The following is a 17,554-nucleotide window of genomic DNA, read 5'->3' as shown; positions in this document are numbered from 1 at the left end:
GAATCTCTCCCGCTCGATCTGCGCGACGTGTGCGCGCACGCCGGCCGTCACTGCGCGAAGCAGTGCCGTTACCGGAACGAAATGACACCGCTCAGGTGTTTGCGGGAGGCGCTCTGGGTTGAGCGGGGGAGCGCGCCGGTCGCGAGGCCGGCTTGTGAGATGTCGGCGCGAGCCACTGAATCGGCTCGAGAGACAGCGCGAAAGTGAAGACCGAGGCGAGGGCAGCGGGCGAATATCCGAAGCGCACCGGGTCGACCCGGCGTCGGTCGTTCGTTTGCAACGACAAATGCCGATCCGCTGAAACAACAGCGGCAGGCGAGTCGACGCCGTCGAAGATGCCGGTCGCGAACGAGCGGGCCTGCGTCGGATTCAGCAGCGCCGCCCACCAGACCACAGCAATGAGCGCGAGCCACGAGGGCCCGCTCATGCTGAAAGTCCGCGACCGCGATGTGAATAACGTAGGCATCGGTGCCGGGAGGCTAGATCATGTTTCGATCCCGGGCAACTCGCGGCCTCAAGTTTCGGAAAACAACTGTCGGGCGTTGTCTGTCATCGCGGCGATGGCGGGATGTTTGATTTTGCGTTCCGCCGAGATCGCATAGAACTCCGCTTTCACGCCCTTGGCCAGCCCGATGCGCACGAAACCATGCTGTTTTCGAAACGAAGCCTCGAGCACCGAAGGCACGGGCGCGAAGCCATGCCCTTCACGGGCGAACTCGCGCAGCATCGCGTAGTCTTCGAATTCGCCGAGCAGCAGCGGTCGGACGTTTTGTCGATCGAGCCATTGATCGAGCGCGCGGCGGATCGCCGTGTCATCCGTGGGTAATAGCGCGGGCACGCCGTCCAACGACTTTGGAAAATCACGACGCAGCGTCTTCGCCAGCGTCGGCGTTGCCATCCAGTAAACGTTGCAGCTGCCGAGCGGATGACTGTACGCACGAACGTTGAGCGACGGCGTCACGGGCGAATCCGATAGCACCACATCGATCTCATGAATCGCGAGATCGGCCACCAATCGCTCCAGTGTTCCTTCGCGGCAGATCACACGCACCGACTGCTTCAACTGCAGGCTCGGCTCGACGATCCGGTACGCGATTTCCTTGGGCAGCACGTCGTCGATGCCGATCAGCAATTTCAAGGGGCGCGAGGAGGGCCGCTGCTCGAGCGCTTCCATCAGTTCTTGCCCGAGTCCGAAAATCTCGTTCGCATAGCTGTAGACCAGCCGGCCGACTTCGGTGGGCACGAGGGTGCGGCCCGATTTCACTAGCAACTTCTCGCCAAGGCGCTCTTCGAGCGTGCGCAATTGCGCGCTGACCGTTGGCGCCGCGAGTGCAAGTTCCTCGCACGCACGTGTAAGGCTGCCGGTGCGGACCACCGACCAGAAATACAGCAGATGCTGGTAATTGAGCCGTCGGATCACGTTGCTCATGGGGTCTCCGCGAAGCGCCGAAGCTTCGACAATATCGAATCAAGGACAAGAATAATTCTAATTGATCGAACTTAGTATCGGTTGCACCATGCTCCTGAACTTTTCAGGAGTAAATGATGCGTGACTATCCGATCGTGATTTCCGAGCCCGACGCGCGCGTGCTGCGCGGTCTGCTCGCTCGCGCCGCCAACGGCCATGATCAGGAGCATTTGGAAGAGCTGAGCCTGGAGCTCGAGCGTGCGCAAGTGCTCAAGCCCGAGCAGGTCGCGGCTGACGTGGTCACGATGCATAAGCCACTGCGCATCCTGGATCTGAGCAATGGCTCGAGTCAGGAGCTGACGCTCGTCAGTCCCGCCGAAGCAAACGTGAGTGCGCGTCGCATCTCTGTGCTCGCGCCTCTGGGCACGGCGCTGCTCGGCTATCGCGAAGGCGATGAAGTCGAGTGGGTCATGCCGGGTGGCGTGCGTCGCTTGCGAATCGAGTCGGTGCAGGCTGCACCGACGGGAACCCATTAGCGATTTCACCGTAAGGAGCGTTGAGATGCCGAGACTGCTGTGTGCGACTGATTTGCTGCCAAAGAGCGAAGTGGCGATCGATCGCGCGGGCTTGCTTGCCCAGCAACTTCAAGCACAGCTGTCTCTGATGCATGTGGTCTCGCCGATGACGTCCGAGCGCAATCTCGAAAAGGCATTGCAGCTCGCCATCACCGGACTCACTACGCGCGCTCGGCCTCCGGCCTGGCGCGCCGGCCCGCTGCCGGAAGTCGCGGTTCGCGCCGGCAACCCGGCCCGGTTGATCATCGATGCCATCGACAAACATAGTGTCGATCTGCTGGTCATCGGCCCGCATCGCAAGCGGAGCATGCGCGATGTGCTCGAGGGTACGATCGCCGAGAAGATTCTCAACACGCGGCAGTGCCCGTTGCTCATCGCGTCTCAGCCCGCTGACGCGGAGTATCGACAGGTGCTGTTGGCACTCGACGTAACAGAAGAATCGGGCACGGCCGTGCGAGCGGCGGAGTCCCTGATCCTGAACTCACGAGCGCAGGCGATGGTGATGCATGTCTGCGAGCCGCCCTATCAGGGCATGCTTCGATCCGCGGGCGTGGGCAATCAGGAAGTCGTCTCGTACGTCAATCACTCCAGGCGCGAAGCGGCGGCGGAGATTCGCGATCTGCTCAGGCGCACGAGCGTCGATCACACGCGCTATGGCGTCGTGATTGGCGATAGTCACCCGGTGCGGGCGATCCGTCGCGCCGTCGAAATGTATCAACCCGATCTGCTCGTGATGGGAACGAGCGGCGGTCGCCTGCGACGAGCATTGATCGGCAGCGTCGCCAGCCAGGTCATGGAGGCCGCTGGCTGCGACGTGCTGGTCGTGCCGCGCGGTTCAATGGCTGCCCGGCCTTCTAGTCTGCACTGAGCCGCATTCCTTTCCACATTGCTTACGCCGCCCGCGTGTGATGACATGGGGCGTCGTCGTAGTGTGTTGGGGGACGTCGGACATGACGAACGAAGCTTTTCTGCAGGCTCGCGACCTGCTACTGCGACATCGCGAAGACTATGCGACGGCCGTTCGATCCTTTCACTGGCCGCAACCCACCGAATTCAACTGGGCGCTGGATTGGTTCGACGCGCATCTCGCCGCCGGTGAGCGCGGCGATCGAGTTGCGCTGAAGATCGTCGGCATCGATGCCGCGACTCGAACCTTCCGCGAGCTTTCAGAGCAATCCAATCGCGTCGCCAACGGGCTGCGCGAGTTGGGCGTGAAGCGCGGCGACCGAGTGCTGATGATGCTCGGCAACTGCGCCGCGCTGTGGGAGTTGATGTTGGCGTGCATGAAGCTGGGTGCCGTCACGATTCCAGCGACCACTCTGCTCACCGCCGATGACCTGGCCGAGCGTGTGCGGCTGGGCGGCGTGCGTTTCTGGATCACGGATGCCGAGCTCGCTGACAAACTCCACGACCTCGAGTTGCCGGTGACGCGCATTGCCGTCGGCAATCGCAAGCTGGGATGGAAGAGCTACGACGAGCTGGCGGCGGGGGTCAATGGCGCGGCTGAGTTCCGCCCGGATGGCGTCACGCGCGCCGACGATCCGTTACTGCTGTATTTCACATCCGGCACGACGTCGAAGCCGAAGCTCGTTTCCCATACCCACGCCAGCTATCCGATCGGCGCACTGTCGACGATGTATTGGTTGGGCCTGCGCCCCGGCGACATCCACATGAACGTGTCCGCGCCCGGATGGGCGAAGCATGCCTGGAGTTGTTTCTTCGCACCGTGGAACGCCGAGGCGACCGTGTTCATCGCGAACATCGGCCGCTTCAACGCGCAGGCGCTGCTGCAGGCCATGACGGACAACGGCGTCACGTCGATGTGCGCGCCGCCGACAGTGTGGCGCATGCTGGTGCAGGAAGATCTCGCCCCTCATCGCGGTGTGTTGAATAACTTGTGTGGTGCCGGCGAGCCGTTGAATCCGGAAGTGATGGATGCGGTTGAGCGGGCATGGGGCCTGCAGATTCGCGACGGTTTCGGCCAGACCGAAACCACCTGCGTGATTGGCAACTCGCCGGGTCAAACGATCAAACCGGGCTCGGTGGGTCGACCGATGCCAGGTTACGACGTGATGCTGCTCGACTCGGATGGCAATCCAGCGGAGGAGGGCGAGATCTCTTTGCGCCTGAACCCCGCACCCACCGGCTTGATGCGTGGCTATCAAGATGAAACCGGCGCGGTCCGCAGGCTCGAAGGTCCCGTGTATCGAACAGGTGACATTGCGAGCCGCGACAGCGACGGCTACATCACCTACGTCGGTCGCGCCGACGACGTGTTCAAGTCGTCCGACTATCGCATCAGTTCGTTCGAGCTGGAGAGCGCACTGATCGAGCATGTGCTGATCGTCGAAGCGGCCGTCGTGCCGGCGCCGGACCCGCTGCGCTTGGCTCTGCCGAAGGCATACATTGTGCTGGTGACGGATGCGGAGGCAAATCGCGAAACGGCGCTATCCGTGTTTCGTCACATTCGACAGGTGCTCGCGCCGTACAAGCGCGTGCGACGCATCGAGTTCACGACGCTACCGAAGACCATTTCAGGAAAGATCCGACGCGTCGAGTTGCGTCGTCAGGAAGTGGAACGCGCCCGCGTCGGCGAGCGCTCCCCAGGTGAATTTCGAGAAGAAGACTTCCCTGAGCTGCGCGACTAGGGCCTGTGAACCCTCATTTGATGGGCTGCGACGAGCTATTGCGGTTCAGGGCTAGGCGGGACGACCGCCGTGTACTCTCTGTACATAAGGGAGGAGCAACGACGTCCTGAACCGCAATAGCTCGTCCCATATAAGGATATTTATTCATTGAATGGGTTGCGCCTCGAATCGCCTGCCGCTGCGTTACAAAGCTTGCCCATATCGACATATGGGCTGCGCTTTGCGCCTTGCTGCAGGCGATTGGAGGCGCAACGCAGCCCATCAAATGAGGGTTCACAGGCCCTAGGGCTGGCGTTTCAGCACTGCGAGCAATTCCGGATCGGCAGTGCCGAGCACTGAGCTTTGATAAGCAATCGTGCCGTCAGCACTGAGCAGGGTGACGATGCTGGAGTGGTTGTAACCACCGTCCGGTAGCTTTCGATATTGAATGCCGAGCACGGCGGCGATTTTCCGAACACTGGTCTCGTCAGTGCGGGCCAGCGTCCAGCGAGTCGTGTCGAGCTTGCGACTGGTGGCCAGCTCATTCAGCTTGGCGACGGTGTCGCGGTCCGGATCGATGGAGATGAGCAGGAAGCGCATCTTGGCTCGATCGGCCGGGGAGACGGTGCGTTCGATGGACCGCATCGTGTCGATCAGCAGCGGGCACGCCATCGGGCAGCTGCCGTAGAACATCGTGACGAGCACGGGATGTCCGCGGTGCTTATCGAGGTGATGTTGCTCGCCGCTCTGACTGGTCAGCGTGGCGTCGAGTTGATAAACGGACTCGGGAGCATCGGCGCGTACCACCGCTGCAAGAAGCATCAGAGCCAAGAACAAACGTTTCATTTTCCATCCCTCCCACCGGTCGCGCAGCGAAAGCCCATCGCGCCGCCGGTGTAACGAGCCTTCATGCTGGAGAGCATCGCGATCCGCATCAGCGTCGCGTAGTTCTCCTTTTGTTCCATGGTGAGCGCACCCTCGCCACAGAAGCGCATCACGTTGGGATCGCCTTGTTCGCGATTGTCGGAAGACACCAGCATGCCGCTCGCGTCTTCCACCCATTCCCAGATCACGCCGTGCAGGTCCTGGATGCCGTAGAAATTTGCCGGCGTGCTGCCGACGGCCGGCAAGGCGTCGCGGCCAGAGCGTGAGTACCAATTCAAAATCTGCTGACGCCACGCGGGGTCGTCACGGCCGTCGCGAGCGGTGTTGCTTGCGGCAGCGACATATTCCCACTCGTACCAGGTCGGCAACCGGGCACCGCGTGACTCACAGTAGGCGGTGGCTGCAAACCAGCTTACATTCACGACGGGGCGTTGCAGGTCCTCGCTGCGAGGTTCGGCTGGAGATTGCCAGTGGCTGAGATATTGGTCGTCCGCAAAGATGCGAGCGATCTTGTCACGGCGCCACTGCGGATGAGTCTTCAGAAAGGTCACGAACTGTGCGTTCGTGACCGGCCGGCGGTCGAGCTGAAAGGTTTTGAGAGTCACTTCTTTCACACCGGGCGCCGGCGGTAACACGGACTCGAACTTACCGCCAGGGATCACTGTTGTCGCACTCTGCTCAGGCGAGGCCGCATTGGCGGTCAACGTTGCGAGTAGCAGTGCCAGCATGAGGTTGCGCATGACAGTGATCCCCGGTCCTTTCTCAGTGCGCCGCGCCTTCAGGGCGTTTGGTACTGGCGCGGACCTTCTTCACGTCCTCGACGGAGACCGTGCCATCCTTGTTGCCCCAGCTGTTGAGCGCGTAGGTGAGAATGTTGGCGATCTCATCGTCGTTGAGCTGACTCATCGGCGGCATGACGGAGTTGTAGGTCGCGCCGTTCACCGTCACCGGGCCGGTCAGGCCGTTCATCACGATACCGATCGCACGGTTCTTGTCTGCCAGCAGGAAGTCGGACTTCGCCAGCGGCGGGAACACGTTCGGGATGCCTTGGCCCGTGTCCTGGTGACAGGTGGAGCAAGTGCCCTTGAACAGCACCGCGCCGGCCTGGATCTGCTGCTCCTTGGTGAGCTGGCCCGTGCTGCTCGCTTTCACGGCTTCGGCCACCGGCGCCATGCTCGCCATCTTGTCGCCGATATACATTTCATCGAGCTGCTTGCCGGAGTAGATATCGGCGCGCTGCTCGCCGGCGACTTCGAGGATCGCCAGCGCGCCCTTGTTGAAGGCGCGGAAGATGGAGTGATCGACCAGCACGTAGTTGCCCGGCACTTCGGTGTGGAACTCGACGGTGGCCGCGCCACCCGCGGGAATGAGCGTGGTCTGCACGTTCTCCTGGAAGCGAGTGCCGCCTTCGTACTGAACTCTATCGAAGATCTCGCCGATCACGTGGAAGCTCGACACCAGGTTCGGGCCGCCGTTACCGACGAACATGCGGACCTTCTGATTGGTCTGCGTTTTCAGTGCGCGCGGTCCAGTCAGCGCGGATTCCGCACCGTTGAACAGCACATAGGTGGGGTTCTCATCGATGGCCTTCTGCATGTCGAAGGGCTGATGACCTTTCTCGCGATACTTGCCGACGGTGTAGAAGTCACCCTGCATCACGTAGAACTCGTGATCGACGGGAGGCAGACCTTCCGGCGGCTCGACCAGGATCAAGCCATACATGCCGTTGGCGACGTGCATGCCGACCGGCGCGGTCGCGCAGTGATAAACATACAAGCCCTGGTTGAGCGCCTTGAATGTGAACTGGCTGCTGTGACCGGGCGCGGTGAAGCTGGACGCTGCGCCACCGCCGGGGCCGGTCACGCCGTGCAGGTCGATGTTGTGAGGCATCTTGCTGGACGGATGATTCTTCAGATGGAACTCCACCGTGTCGCCCTGGCGCACACGAATGAAGCTGCCGGGCACGGTGCCGCCGAAGGTCCAGAACGTGTAGGTCACGCCGTCGGCGATTTGCATGTCGACTTCGGTGACTTCCAATTCCACGACCACTTTCGCCGGATAGTTGCGCTTGGTGGCGGGCGGCACGTTCGGCGGGCTGGTCAGCACGGCCTTGATCGGCTCACCTTGCGGCGGCCCGAAGTCACCGTGTCGTGAGCCACCCGTGTCGGACTCGGGCGCGGCAGCTTGTGCGAGCGGTACAGGGTTTCCCTGGGAACACGCTGCGAGCAGCAGCGAGGCTGAGCAAGCGAGTATGGGTAGCAGGCGTTTCATGGCGGTTCTCGGTTTTGACCTTTTCTGGATTCGTCACCAGCTTAGGTCTCGAGAGCGCCGCCGAACCTGATCTAGGTCACGCGGTGCACGTGCTTACGTTGATGTACTGAGCAGCTGCGGAATGGCCGCAAAGATGCCGGCGGGATTGTGGGCGCGGGCCACTGTAATAATAAATGCATACACGGCGAGCGCCGCGAGCCAGCAAATAATGCGGATTTTTCTGGTCGAGCCGCGCTTCAACGCATAGGTGCCCAGCAAGATATAAACGACCAGCAGGACCACTTTCACGGTCAGCCAGCCGTGCACGAAGGGATACTGGTGGAGCAGGGTCGCCAGCATCAACGCGGCTGTCAGCAGCGTCGTATCGATGGCGTAGCTAAAATAACGAACCGGCGCGGCCATCGCCCAGGTCATGCCGGCATGGAGCGAGGCGCCGCGCAGGAAAAACAGCAGGCCGCTGGCCATGACCGCCGCGATGTGAACCGATTTGATCTGGGGATAGAACTCGATCATCCGTTGTTACCGTCAACCCGGGGTGTGAGATAAATCCAGGTCGATCGTAACACCCAGGGTACGAACGCCACGAGCCAGCCGACTGCAGCGATCGCTTGCCCGGCCAACGAATCCGGTACGAGCTCGGCCACGACGCGTGTAATCGTGACAGCCTGGATGACGACGAAAGCAAACGCCGCCACCTTGCCGAGCACCAGCGGCCGTCCCGAATGTCCTTGAGTGACACGCGTCACCATCGCCACCAGCAGGCTCGCGAAGAAGCCGATGAACAATGCGTGCGCCGGCGCGCGGCCGAGAATGAACTGACTGCTCAGCGCGAACTGCACGCTTTGAATCGAATAGAGCACGAAGGCAATCGACAACCATGCGAAACCGGCGAACAGCACGAGCAGCAGCGGCGGCACATGTCCCCGGCGCGGCAGCCAGCGCCAGAGCAGCCAGGCGGTCATCGCCGCCATCGGTGCGTCGACGACCCACAGCCATGCGTAACCGTGACGTAATTCCAACCAGAGGTGGGTCAAGGTCAACACCCAGAACAGCGCCAATGTCCACATCGGTCGCACGACTCGATAAGTCGGGAGCGCGGCGCTTGCGAAGAACGGAATCATGCGATGACAGACCGTGAAGTAAATCGGTAGCAGTACGCCGAACGTGCCCAGCTTGATCGCGGCGAAGACCGCACGCGGCTCGGAAAGAAACAAAAACACAGAGTAGAGCGCCAGGCCGAGCAACCCGAAGCACAGCGCGAAAGCGCAGCTCACCGAGTGCCACGTGCGCCCGCCTTCTTGAACGACCAGTCGCACCAGCCACACGGTGCCGATGAGCCAGCCGGCGGTGTTCAGCACCGCGCCTGCTTTCAGCAGGAGACCGGGATTACCGAAGCCCGCCAGCGCGGCGAGCGTGAGGAGTTGCCCACCAAACATGCCGATGCCCACCGGCACGTAGTGTTCGCGTCGCAGGGACGGCAGCGCCATCCAACGCGGGAACACGGTCAACAAGAAACCAAACATGAACGCCGGGAGCACCTGGTACTGCATGACAATCGCATGCATCCATCCCGGCGGAGCGGAAGGCAGCGCGCTGGATCCTCCGAGCCAGCGCGCACTGATCAGCCACCAAGCCCACCAGAGCATTGCCAGCAACACGTTGGTTGCGCCTATGAAGAACATCAAGCGGTGGGGGGCAGCCGCGATGATGCGCAATGTGCTGGCGGGCAGGGTGACTGTGTTCATGTCACTGTCTCAACGTTTCGCGACTTGAACTCCTTCGGGCACTGCGACTTTGGCCTGCTTCGGGCCGATCCACAGTCGGAGCACGAACCACGCGAGCGACAAGGCGCCGACGCTGAAGATGGTGTCGCCAGGGACGCGCAGCCACACCAGCAGCTGGATGATCGGCTTCTGCATCAGCTCGGCGGAGCGAGCGAACCAGTAGCCATGATCGATCGCGGCGGTGAGCTGGATGATGCCGATGGGCAACAGCGTGAACAGCGCCATGCAAGCCAGACCGATGTTGAAGGCCCAGAAGCTGGTCTTCAGCAACCGCTCGTTCCACACCACATTCGGCTTCAGGCCACGCAGGCAGAACAGCATCAAGCCCACACCGAGCAGACCGTAGACACCGAACAGCGCCGTGTGGCCATGGAGCGGAGTGAGGTTCAGGCCCTGCATGTAGTACAGCGGCAGCGGCGGATTGATAAGGAAGCCGAACAGGCCGGCACCCACCAGATTCCAGAACGCCACGCCGGTGAAGAACAGGATGGGCCACTTATAACGTTGCATCCACGGAGTCGCAGAGCCGAGCTTGAAGGTTTGATAAGCCTCGAAGCCGACGAACGCGAGCGGCACCACTTCCAGCGCGGAGAAGCTTGCACCGAGCGCGATGACTGCCGTCGGAGTGCCGGTGAAGTACAGGTGATGCAGAGTGCCGAGCACGCCGCCGCTCAAGAACACGATGGTTGCGAACAGCACCGCAGTCGTCGCCGTGCTCGTGCGCAGCAGTCCCAAGCGTGTGAAGAGGAAGGCGATCACCGCGGTCGCGAAGACTTCGAAGAATCCTTCGACCCACAGATGCACCACCCACCAGCGCCAGTACTCGACCATGGAGATGTGAGTGTGCTCGCCCCACATCAGGCCGGCGCCGTAGAACAGGCCGATACAAACCGTGGAGAGGAACAACAGCGTGATGATGGACTTCGATTCGCCGCCTTTCTTGATCGCCGGCCACAACGCCCGACCGACCAGCGTCAGCCATACACCGAGACCGACGAACAGGAAGATCTGCCAGAAGCGGCCCAGATCCACGTATTCCCAGCCCTGGTGACCGAACCAGAAGTTCTTGTCCAGGCCGAGCTTCTGCATTACCGCCAGCCACTGTCCGGTGAACGCGCCGACCACGATGATGATCAAACACGTGAACAGGAAGTTGACGCCGAGCCGTTGATACTTCGGCTCGTGCCCGGAGATCGCGGGTCCGATATACAAGCCCATGCCGAGCCACGCGGTCGCGATCCATAATACCGCGAGCTGCGTGTGCCAGGTGCGACTGAGCGAATAGGGAATGTAGTTGGCGAGGGCGAAGCCGTACGCTTCCTGACCTTCCACTTGATAGTGCGCGGTGATCGCACCGAGCAGGATCTGCGTCAGGAACAACGCAATCACCAGCCAGAAATATTTGCTGGTGGCTTTCATTGACGGCGTGACTCGAATCAGCGCCAACGGATCGCTGGCCGGCAGCTCCGCCGGAGGCTCGTCCTTGTGACGCGCATGATGCCAGCCGAGCAATGCGATGCCGGCGATCAGGAACAACACGCTGAACACCGTCCACAGGAACAGGTGGCCCGGCGGATCGTTGCCGACCAGCGTGTCATGCGGCCAGTTGTTGGTGTATGTGATGGCTTTGCCCGGGCGCTGGGTGACAGCGGACCAGGAAGACCACCAGAAGAACGCCGTCAAAGCGGCGCGGTTCTCGGCGGTCAACACCGTGTTGTCCTTCATCGCGTACGCCTTGCGCAACTCCTTGGTCTGCGGATCGTTGCTGAATAACGATTCGTAGTGAGCCGCGACTTGTGACATCGCCAGCGCGCGGTCTTCGGAGACCGTGATCTGGTCGGTGCTCGCGTCGTAAGTGTTCTTGCGAATCCGCGGCTTCAGGCGGGCCGCGAATGCTGCCTGCGTGTCTTCGGGCAATTGTGAGTAACGCTGCGACGTCTCACGTTGCGTATCGATGTCCAGCCACGCAACCGCTTCGCGATGCAGCCAGTCCGCGCTCCAGTCCGGCGCGACGTAGCCGCCGTGCCCCCAGATGGAGCCGAGCTGCTGCCCGCCGATGGACTGCCAGACTTGCCGGCCTTTCTGGATATCGGCGCGCGTGTAGACCGTCGTGCCGTTCTCGGTGACCACCGCCGATGGAATCGGTGGCATCACCCGGTGTATTTCGCCGCCTACCCATAGGAGGACGGCAAAGGAAAGCAGCAGCAGGACCCCTAGTCCCACCCATAACCTTCGACTCGCGTTCATGGACCCTCTCCCACTCATTGGTGGAGGGAGCATGCGGTCGGGGTGTCGGAGGCGCCCTGATCTAGGTCAGGTGCTCGCGCCGCTCAGGACAGGTTGGTGACGTAACAGGTGAAATAGTGCTTGGCGCCAAGAAATCTCGTGTCCTTGCGCCGCTCTGGGGTAAACGCCTCCATCCCTCGCGTGCTGGAATAAACCATTCCACTCTTGATGGTTTTGATATCCGCCCATTCATAGCCATCCGGCAGCTCGATGAACTCGAAGCGCGCCGATTCCACGAGATAATTGAATGCCTGCGCATCCTTCATTTCGGCCACGAAGGCGGTGTAGCCCATCATTGTCTCGCCACGAATTTCTTGCAGCAGCTCGGTGGGCCAGGCAAATCGGGAACTGAGGGCGCCCGTGACGTCCAGCTCGCTCACGCCGCTGGCGGTGAGATATGACTGGACCAGGATCTGGTAGGTGAGGGGATCGGTTTCTTCCCGGAGGCGGCGCGAAATGAACTCGACCGTGCGCTCTCTGCTTTGAAAAACCACGCACGGCAGCGTCGAGCCATCTCTTAATTGAGCCGCACCTCGATATCTGAGGCCGACATACTCATCTTCCCAGGGCGTGGCGAGCTGAGGTAGGGAGCTGGCTCGAAACATGGTACTGGCGAGTGGAGGGCGCTTATCGCGGGGAGGCGCCCGCGACTATACCGCGCGGCCTCACCAGCGCGCCACCGCCCATGACGGGCAACTGCGGATTCAGGCTTTGGTTGAATACTTCCAGTGCCTGCGGTCCGAGCAGCTTGCTGAGTTCGGCCTGCTGCTCCGACTCGATATTCTTCAGCGACTCACGCTGTGCGCCCGTCATGAGCGGACCACCAGCGTGGATCTGGTTTCGCCGCGCGGCCGTTGCCACAATGATGTCGTACGCCTTATCAATGGCACCTGGTTCGATGCCGCGATCTGCCCCGATCGCGGCCAGAAGTTTGAACGTTGGATCCTGAGCGCGCCGATACTCGGCAAAGCGTTGAGGCCCCAGTGCAGTTTCGATTGCGGCCAGTGTTTTGTCGCTACCATTGGGCTGTCCGGTCAGCGTGAAACCCAGGCCCTGGAATCTGATTGCTGATTGACCGCCAGAGGCGCGGAACACCTTGCGGAACTCTTCTTCGGTGAAGTCGAAGCCGTTGCCGGCCAGCACCTGAGCCGCCGGGGAGACGCGCAGCTCATATTCGAAGAACTGCTCCTCGCTCAAAATCTTCCGGATCTGCTGCAGGGTATCCTGGAAGATGGCGCTGGCATGCTGGAACCCGCCGTGGCCGCCGCTCTCCTGCAGCAGTCGACGCTGCTCCTGAAGTTTTATTTCCTGAATACCGATCTGCTGTTCCGACGACAGAAACGGCAGCTTCGCCGCGAGCGGAAAAAACAGCGACCGGAACGCGAGCTCATCGACCGCGCCCGGTCCGACCAGCTCAACCAGATCGCGCCGGAGAGCGCTTTGGAAATCGAACTCAGCCTGCTGCCGCTCCGTTTCGCGTGTCACGGGCGATTTCCAATAGGGCTCCGTCCAGTCCGGCATCGCTTGCAGCGACGCAGCCAGCACGCGCCTTGCTAACGGCTCATCAAGTCCGGCTGCTTTCGCTCGCGAGTACGCATCTTTGGCCTCTCGCCACGTGATCGTCTGCGGCTGAGTCGTCGCTGGGGCGACGCCACTTGTATTTGCTGCTACGACCGGAGCATCGGCGTGCGCCGGTTTGGGCGATTTGGCCGTCTGAGCTGCGTAGATCGCTAGACCAATGTTCGCGGCCAGCGAAGCACAGAGTACTGCGCGCATCATCATGGTTGTTTGCATGGGTTCAGGGCGGCGGCACGCGTGGCGAACGTTCGGTCGCCAGGATCTTGAACTGCTTGGCATCAAAGTTGAGCGCCGGCAGCTGGGCGGCGCCACAGCTCTTGGCCGGATATTTGTTACCGTCGCTAAGGTTTAGGGTGACGCATGCATCATAGGTTGACTGCCTGACGATCGCGACCAGGATGGCGAGCTCCTGGGTCTCATGCAGGAAATCGCGACTCTTCTTCATGAAATTTCGTGCGTCAACAATGTGAGTCCAGAACTGGATCTCGCCCCAGCCGCTCGGATTGTCAAGCGACCACTGCTGTCGGCCCAGCACCTTCATGGTCTCCGCTTCGCCGGCCACTCGGTAGAACACCATCTTCTGCGGTGTGTCGCCGCTCAGAATCATCGTCAGCGTCGACAGGATCGCCCACGGATTGATACGCGTCAGCCAGCGAGTGAATTCCCAATCGCCCTCCCAGTCGCCCGCCGGCACGTCCACGGTGGTCTGGCCGAAGACCGGCACGCCGAGCACCTGGCCGGCCTGCACACGAATCGACTGTGCTGCATCGGCGGGAATGGAGAACGTGTCATCCGCGTTGATATAGGGCGCGACATTGGCCAGCAGATCTAGCGCCTCGGTGCTGAACCCCGTCGGGTCGAAGTACTGAACACTCACGGAGCCCTGCGCCCAGTTCCAGCCGAGGTACTGGCAGCCCGCGAAGCACACGGCGTTGTTTGGATTGTCCTGCAGGCTTGCGTAAGTCGTGCCACCGCAATTGAAATAGGCCACCTTGAAGTAGCCGGTATAGGTAACCCAGTACAGTCCGCTATCGAAGTGGTCGGGGTTTTCGACCCAGCCGGCAACGTCGCGAATGAATGCCTGGCGCGTGGCGTCGATGTTGGTGACGGCCATCGGGGTGGCCCCGTCCTCGAGCGGCGCGAACACGATCATGTCCTGCCCGCCATTGGTATTGGCAGCGACATTCTTCAGCAGTACATCGGTGCGGCCGTCCGCGTTGTAGTCCCCGAGCACCTGCTGCACGGAGCCCACCGACTGGCTGAGTGCCATCTGCCGGGTGGTGCCGTCGACAGGCGTCACCATCTGGAACTGGCCGACACTATTCTGCTGCAGCAGGAAATCGTTGACTGTCCGACGAGTCTCCGGAACTGGAATCGACAGATCATCCAGCGACAGGATCATCACGTCAGGCTTGTACTGCAAGTACACGTCGGGCCGACCGTCGCTCGTGACGTCTCCGACCCGCGGTACGAGTCGACTATCGAACTGTCCCGCCGTTGCCACGCCCTGGAGCATCGTGCTCAAGGCCAGGATTATGCAGACGAGGCGTTTGCGGATGCCGGCGAGAGAACTGAGCGATGACATGCCTTCCCTAGCGCAATGACTGCCTTGATGCTTGTGCAAATAGTTTTGGAGTGAGCGAGAACGGGTGTCAACAAATTTCTTGTCGCAGCCTTCTGATTCAGGGATTCGATGAGGCACGCGATGGATTCCGACGTTCTGTATCGAGTCTCGATGCATGCTACGTCGTGGCGGGAGATTCTCAGCTCATTCCCCCGCATCAGGCCGAAGTGCGTCAGGCGATTATCAAGCGGCTGACTGCTGGCAAGTTGACTCGACATCGTTTGCCCGCGATGTAGTTTGCAAGCTCCAGCTGTCCGACCAATGCATCACAGGCTGGGGCGTGATGTGGTCCGCGCTTGAAGCGCCACTGCAGGCGCGCAATCAAATGCTCCGAAGCACATTCTCAGCCAACGTCTCCAGCTGCTTGCGATCCTTGAGCTCGATCTCCCGCCGCTCGACGTGAATCATGCCTTCGTCCTGAAACCGCCGGAATACGCGGCTGACGGTTTCCGAGGCGAGCCGCAGGTAATTGGCGATGTCCGTGCGGGTCATGGTGAGCAGGAACCGGTTGGGCGAAAAGCCGCGAGCGGAATAACGGCGCGACAGGGTGATCAAAAACGCTGCCATCCGTTCATCGGCGGAGAAGTTACCGGACAACAGCGCGGCCTTGCCTATATCCAGGCTCAGCAACTTGAACAGCTGCTGTTGTAAGCCGGGCATGCGCGTTGCCAGGGCTGCGATGTTTGGAAACGAGAACCGGCACAGCACGACCGAATCGAGCGCAATGGCATTGCTCGGATAGCGGGCCTGAGAGATGGCGTTGAGCCCGATCACCTCGCCCGGCAGGAAGAACCCTTGCACGTGCTCGCGACCTTCGTGGTCCGTCACATAGGTTTTCACCGTGCCGGAACGGACGGCCGCGATGGCCGTGAACGGATCGCCTTCGCGAAAAATATGCTCGCCTTCATGGAACGGGCCGATGTGCTCGACCAGCACGTGCAGGTCGCGCAACAGGCTCTTGTCGTAGCCGCTCTCGAGACAGGCGGCCGAAAACGCGCACGTACTACAAAAATGGAATTCGTCGCCGTCATCGGCGATGCCAGGGACAGGGCGGCGGCGGCTCGCGTCACTCATTGGCAGCACACATTTGCGCTGCCGGCGAGAAGCAGCGGGTCAGATTGCGTTGGAGTACGTCCCGCCCGGGAGTCGATGATTGAGGTATCGATCGAAGCACATGGCGATGATACGCAAGAGCAATCTCCCGCGCGACGTCGCCGAAATCCGCAGCCGTTCCAGGGTCACCAGGCCGTCTTTCGCCAGCGGCTGCACGTGGGCCAGGGCGTCGGCGAAGTAGCGGTTGAAGTTGATGTCGTAGCGCCGTTCCACGGCCGCGATGTCGATTGCGCCCCGGCACATGAGCTGCTGGATCACTTCGGCGCGCACCTGGTCGTCCAGATCTAAATGACGGCCGCGCCATACCGGGAGATGTCCGGAGTCGACCGCGCCTTCCCACGAGGGCAAATCGCGGGGGTTCTGGCTGAAACTGTCGCCGATATGACTGATGGCGCTGACGCCCAGGCCGAGCAGGTCGCAATTGGCATGGGTGGTATAGCCCATGAAATTTCTTTGTAATGTGCCGGCATCGTAAGCGCGCGTCAGGTCGTCGTCGGGCAGGGCGAAATGATCCATGCCGATGTACACGTAGCCTGCGGCCGTCAGCTTCTCGATGGCAAGGGATAACAGTGCGATTCGTTCGCTCGCGTTCGGCAGGGCGCTGGCATCGATGCGACGCTGGGGCTTGAACAGGTGAGGCATGTGCGCGTAGCCGTACACCGCCAGCCGGTCGGGGCGGATGTCGAGCACGGTGTCGAGCGTGCGACCGAAGCCTTCGAGCGTTTGATGAGGCAAGCCGTAGATCAGATCGACATTGATCGAGCGGAAGCCGCTACGGCGACAGGCTTTGATGACGTTCTCGGTAAGCTCCGCGCTTTGGATGCGATTGACCGCCCGCTGCACGGTCGGATCGAAATCCTGCACACCGAGGCTGGCGCGGTTCAATCCCATCTGCGCATAAGCCGCGACATCCGAGGTGTCGATGAAGCGCGGATCGATCTCGATTGAGAAATCGCGGATCGCGGCGCTGCTGAGCTGGAACTGCTGGCGCAGGCTGCGCATGACGTCGCCGATCTCTTCATGCCTCAGGAAATTCGGTGTGCCGCCGCCGAAGTGGACCTGGATGACCTCGCGGTCATGATCGAACAGCGGACCGGCGAGCGAGATCTCGCGAATCAACCGTTCGACGTAGCGCGTGCCGGCGCTACGGTCCCGCGTGATGACTCGATTGCAACCGCAATACAAACACGGGCTCGAGCAATAGGGCACGTGAACATATAACGACAGGCGCCGCGGAATCAGCTCCTCGTTACTGCGGCGGATATATTCCCGAAGCATTTCCTCCTTGAAATGCGGCCCGAACTGAGGCGCCGTCGGATATGACGTGTACCGCGGCCCGGGTTGATCGTAGCGGCGGAGCAGGTCGACATCGCACGTTAGGCATTGGCTCATCATGGCGCTAC

Annotated in this window: 16 protein-coding genes; 3 read left to right on the top strand and 13 right to left on the bottom strand. The window is 61.3% G+C overall.

Annotated features, from left to right (window positions below):
- Positions 1-91: 91 nt before the first annotated feature.
- Both ACFPN2_RS10025 and nhaR read right to left on the bottom strand, forming a co-directional pair.
- On the bottom strand, positions 92-427 hold the full coding sequence (locus ACFPN2_RS10025; protein WP_380596472.1) for a hypothetical protein: 336 nt from the start codon (positions 425-427) through the stop codon (positions 92-94).
- A gap of 87 nt (positions 428-514) precedes the next feature.
- Positions 515-1,429, bottom strand: a complete 915-nt coding sequence (gene nhaR / locus ACFPN2_RS10020; RefSeq protein ID WP_380596471.1) for a transcriptional activator NhaR — start codon at positions 1,427-1,429, stop codon at positions 515-517.
- A 116-nt stretch (positions 1,430-1,545) separates the two neighbouring features.
- Between nhaR and ACFPN2_RS10015 the strand changes: the two genes are divergently transcribed.
- From ACFPN2_RS10015 to ACFPN2_RS10005, 3 genes are all read left to right on the top strand, one after another.
- The gene (locus ACFPN2_RS10015; RefSeq protein WP_380596470.1) at positions 1,546-1,944 is read left to right on the top strand and encodes a GreA/GreB family elongation factor; all 399 of its coding nucleotides are present in this window, start codon (positions 1,546-1,548) and stop codon (positions 1,942-1,944) included.
- A gap of 25 nt (positions 1,945-1,969) precedes the next feature.
- On the top strand, positions 1,970-2,851 hold the full coding sequence (locus ACFPN2_RS10010) for a universal stress protein (protein WP_380596469.1): 882 nt from the start codon (positions 1,970-1,972) through the stop codon (positions 2,849-2,851).
- Positions 2,852-2,933: 82 nt separating this feature from the next.
- Positions 2,934-4,631: an AMP-binding protein gene (locus ACFPN2_RS10005; RefSeq protein WP_380596468.1), complete on the top strand. Its 1,698-nt coding sequence runs from the start codon at positions 2,934-2,936 to the stop codon at positions 4,629-4,631.
- A gap of 282 nt (positions 4,632-4,913) precedes the next feature.
- Here the strand turns inward: ACFPN2_RS10005 and ACFPN2_RS10000 are convergent, their stop codons facing one another.
- From ACFPN2_RS10000 to hemN, 11 genes are all read right to left on the bottom strand, one after another.
- Positions 4,914-5,456 (bottom strand): SCO family protein, encoded by a 543-nt coding sequence (locus ACFPN2_RS10000; protein ID WP_380596467.1) that lies wholly within the window; start codon positions 5,454-5,456, stop codon positions 4,914-4,916.
- Positions 5,453-6,235: a formylglycine-generating enzyme family protein gene (locus ACFPN2_RS09995; protein WP_380596466.1), complete on the bottom strand. Its 783-nt coding sequence runs from the start codon at positions 6,233-6,235 to the stop codon at positions 5,453-5,455. Before ACFPN2_RS09995 ends, ACFPN2_RS10000 begins: the two co-directional genes overlap by 4 nt.
- 22 nt (positions 6,236-6,257) lie before the next feature.
- Positions 6,258-7,766 (bottom strand): copper-containing nitrite reductase, encoded by a 1,509-nt coding sequence (nirK, locus tag ACFPN2_RS09990; protein ID WP_380596465.1) that lies wholly within the window; start codon positions 7,764-7,766, stop codon positions 6,258-6,260.
- 93 nt (positions 7,767-7,859) lie between these two features.
- On the bottom strand, positions 7,860-8,279 hold the full coding sequence (locus ACFPN2_RS09985) for a SirB2 family protein (RefSeq protein ID WP_380596464.1): 420 nt from the start codon (positions 8,277-8,279) through the stop codon (positions 7,860-7,862).
- Positions 8,276-9,511, bottom strand: a complete 1,236-nt coding sequence (locus tag ACFPN2_RS09980; protein WP_380596463.1) for an NnrS family protein — start codon at positions 9,509-9,511, stop codon at positions 8,276-8,278. Before ACFPN2_RS09980 ends, ACFPN2_RS09985 begins: the two co-directional genes overlap by 4 nt.
- A gap of 9 nt (positions 9,512-9,520) precedes the next feature.
- The gene (locus ACFPN2_RS09975) at positions 9,521-11,797 is read right to left on the bottom strand and encodes a nitric-oxide reductase large subunit (protein WP_380596462.1); all 2,277 of its coding nucleotides are present in this window, start codon (positions 11,795-11,797) and stop codon (positions 9,521-9,523) included.
- Positions 11,798-11,880: 83 nt separating this feature from the next.
- A complete protein-coding gene (locus tag ACFPN2_RS09970; RefSeq protein WP_380596461.1) occupies positions 11,881-12,441 on the bottom strand; it encodes a hypothetical protein in 561 nt (186 codons plus the stop codon).
- A gap of 22 nt (positions 12,442-12,463) precedes the next feature.
- A complete protein-coding gene (locus ACFPN2_RS09965; RefSeq protein WP_380596460.1) occupies positions 12,464-13,618 on the bottom strand; it encodes a hypothetical protein in 1,155 nt (384 codons plus the stop codon).
- 16 nt (positions 13,619-13,634) lie between these two features.
- A complete protein-coding gene (locus tag ACFPN2_RS09960) occupies positions 13,635-14,819 on the bottom strand; it encodes a hypothetical protein (RefSeq protein ID WP_380596459.1) in 1,185 nt (394 codons plus the stop codon).
- 540 nt (positions 14,820-15,359) lie between these two features.
- Positions 15,360-16,112: a helix-turn-helix domain-containing protein gene (locus ACFPN2_RS09955; protein ID WP_380596458.1), complete on the bottom strand. Its 753-nt coding sequence runs from the start codon at positions 16,110-16,112 to the stop codon at positions 15,360-15,362.
- Between the two features lie 39 nt (positions 16,113-16,151).
- A complete protein-coding gene (gene hemN, locus ACFPN2_RS09950) occupies positions 16,152-17,546 on the bottom strand; it encodes an oxygen-independent coproporphyrinogen III oxidase (protein WP_380596457.1) in 1,395 nt (464 codons plus the stop codon).
- Positions 17,547-17,554: the final 8 nt, after the last annotated feature.

It is taken from the genome of Steroidobacter flavus (assembly GCF_042651805.1).
Classification (GTDB): Bacteria; Pseudomonadota; Gammaproteobacteria; order Steroidobacterales; family Steroidobacteraceae; genus Steroidobacter; species Steroidobacter flavus.
Note: the sequence above shows the minus strand (reverse complement) of the source record. Positions and strands in the feature narration are given on the sequence as shown.

What these genes read in the sequence shown, in the direction of transcription:
- ACFPN2_RS10025 (WP_380596472.1), bottom strand. Translation starts at nt 427, where the DNA reads ATGAGCGGGCCCTCGTGGCTCGCGCTCATTGCTGTGGTCTGGTGGGCG.
- nhaR (WP_380596471.1), bottom strand. Translation starts at nt 1,429, where the DNA reads ATGAGCAACGTGATCCGACGGCTCAATTACCAGCATCTGCTGTATTTC.
- ACFPN2_RS10015 (WP_380596470.1), top strand. Translation starts at nt 1,546, where the DNA reads ATGCGTGACTATCCGATCGTGATTTCCGAGCCCGACGCGCGCGTGCTG.
- ACFPN2_RS10010 (WP_380596469.1), top strand. Translation starts at nt 1,970, where the DNA reads ATGCCGAGACTGCTGTGTGCGACTGATTTGCTGCCAAAGAGCGAAGTG.
- ACFPN2_RS10005 (WP_380596468.1), top strand. Translation starts at nt 2,934, where the DNA reads ATGACGAACGAAGCTTTTCTGCAGGCTCGCGACCTGCTACTGCGACAT.
- ACFPN2_RS10000 (WP_380596467.1), bottom strand. Translation starts at nt 5,456, where the DNA reads ATGAAACGTTTGTTCTTGGCTCTGATGCTTCTTGCAGCGGTGGTACGC.
- ACFPN2_RS09995 (WP_380596466.1), bottom strand. Translation starts at nt 6,235, where the DNA reads ATGCGCAACCTCATGCTGGCACTGCTACTCGCAACGTTGACCGCCAAT.
- nirK (WP_380596465.1), bottom strand. Translation starts at nt 7,766, where the DNA reads ATGAAACGCCTGCTACCCATACTCGCTTGCTCAGCCTCGCTGCTGCTC.
- ACFPN2_RS09985 (WP_380596464.1), bottom strand. Translation starts at nt 8,279, where the DNA reads ATGATCGAGTTCTATCCCCAGATCAAATCGGTTCACATCGCGGCGGTC.
- ACFPN2_RS09980 (WP_380596463.1), bottom strand. Translation starts at nt 9,511, where the DNA reads ATGAACACAGTCACCCTGCCCGCCAGCACATTGCGCATCATCGCGGCT.
- ACFPN2_RS09975 (WP_380596462.1), bottom strand. Translation starts at nt 11,797, where the DNA reads ATGAACGCGAGTCGAAGGTTATGGGTGGGACTAGGGGTCCTGCTGCTG.
- ACFPN2_RS09970 (WP_380596461.1), bottom strand. Translation starts at nt 12,441, where the DNA reads ATGTTTCGAGCCAGCTCCCTACCTCAGCTCGCCACGCCCTGGGAAGAT.
- ACFPN2_RS09965 (WP_380596460.1), bottom strand. Translation starts at nt 13,618, where the DNA reads ATGATGATGCGCGCAGTACTCTGTGCTTCGCTGGCCGCGAACATTGGT.
- ACFPN2_RS09955 (WP_380596458.1), bottom strand. Translation starts at nt 16,112, where the DNA reads ATGAGTGACGCGAGCCGCCGCCGCCCTGTCCCTGGCATCGCCGATGAC.
- hemN (WP_380596457.1), bottom strand. Translation starts at nt 17,546, where the DNA reads ATGATGAGCCAATGCCTAACGTGCGATGTCGACCTGCTCCGCCGCTAC.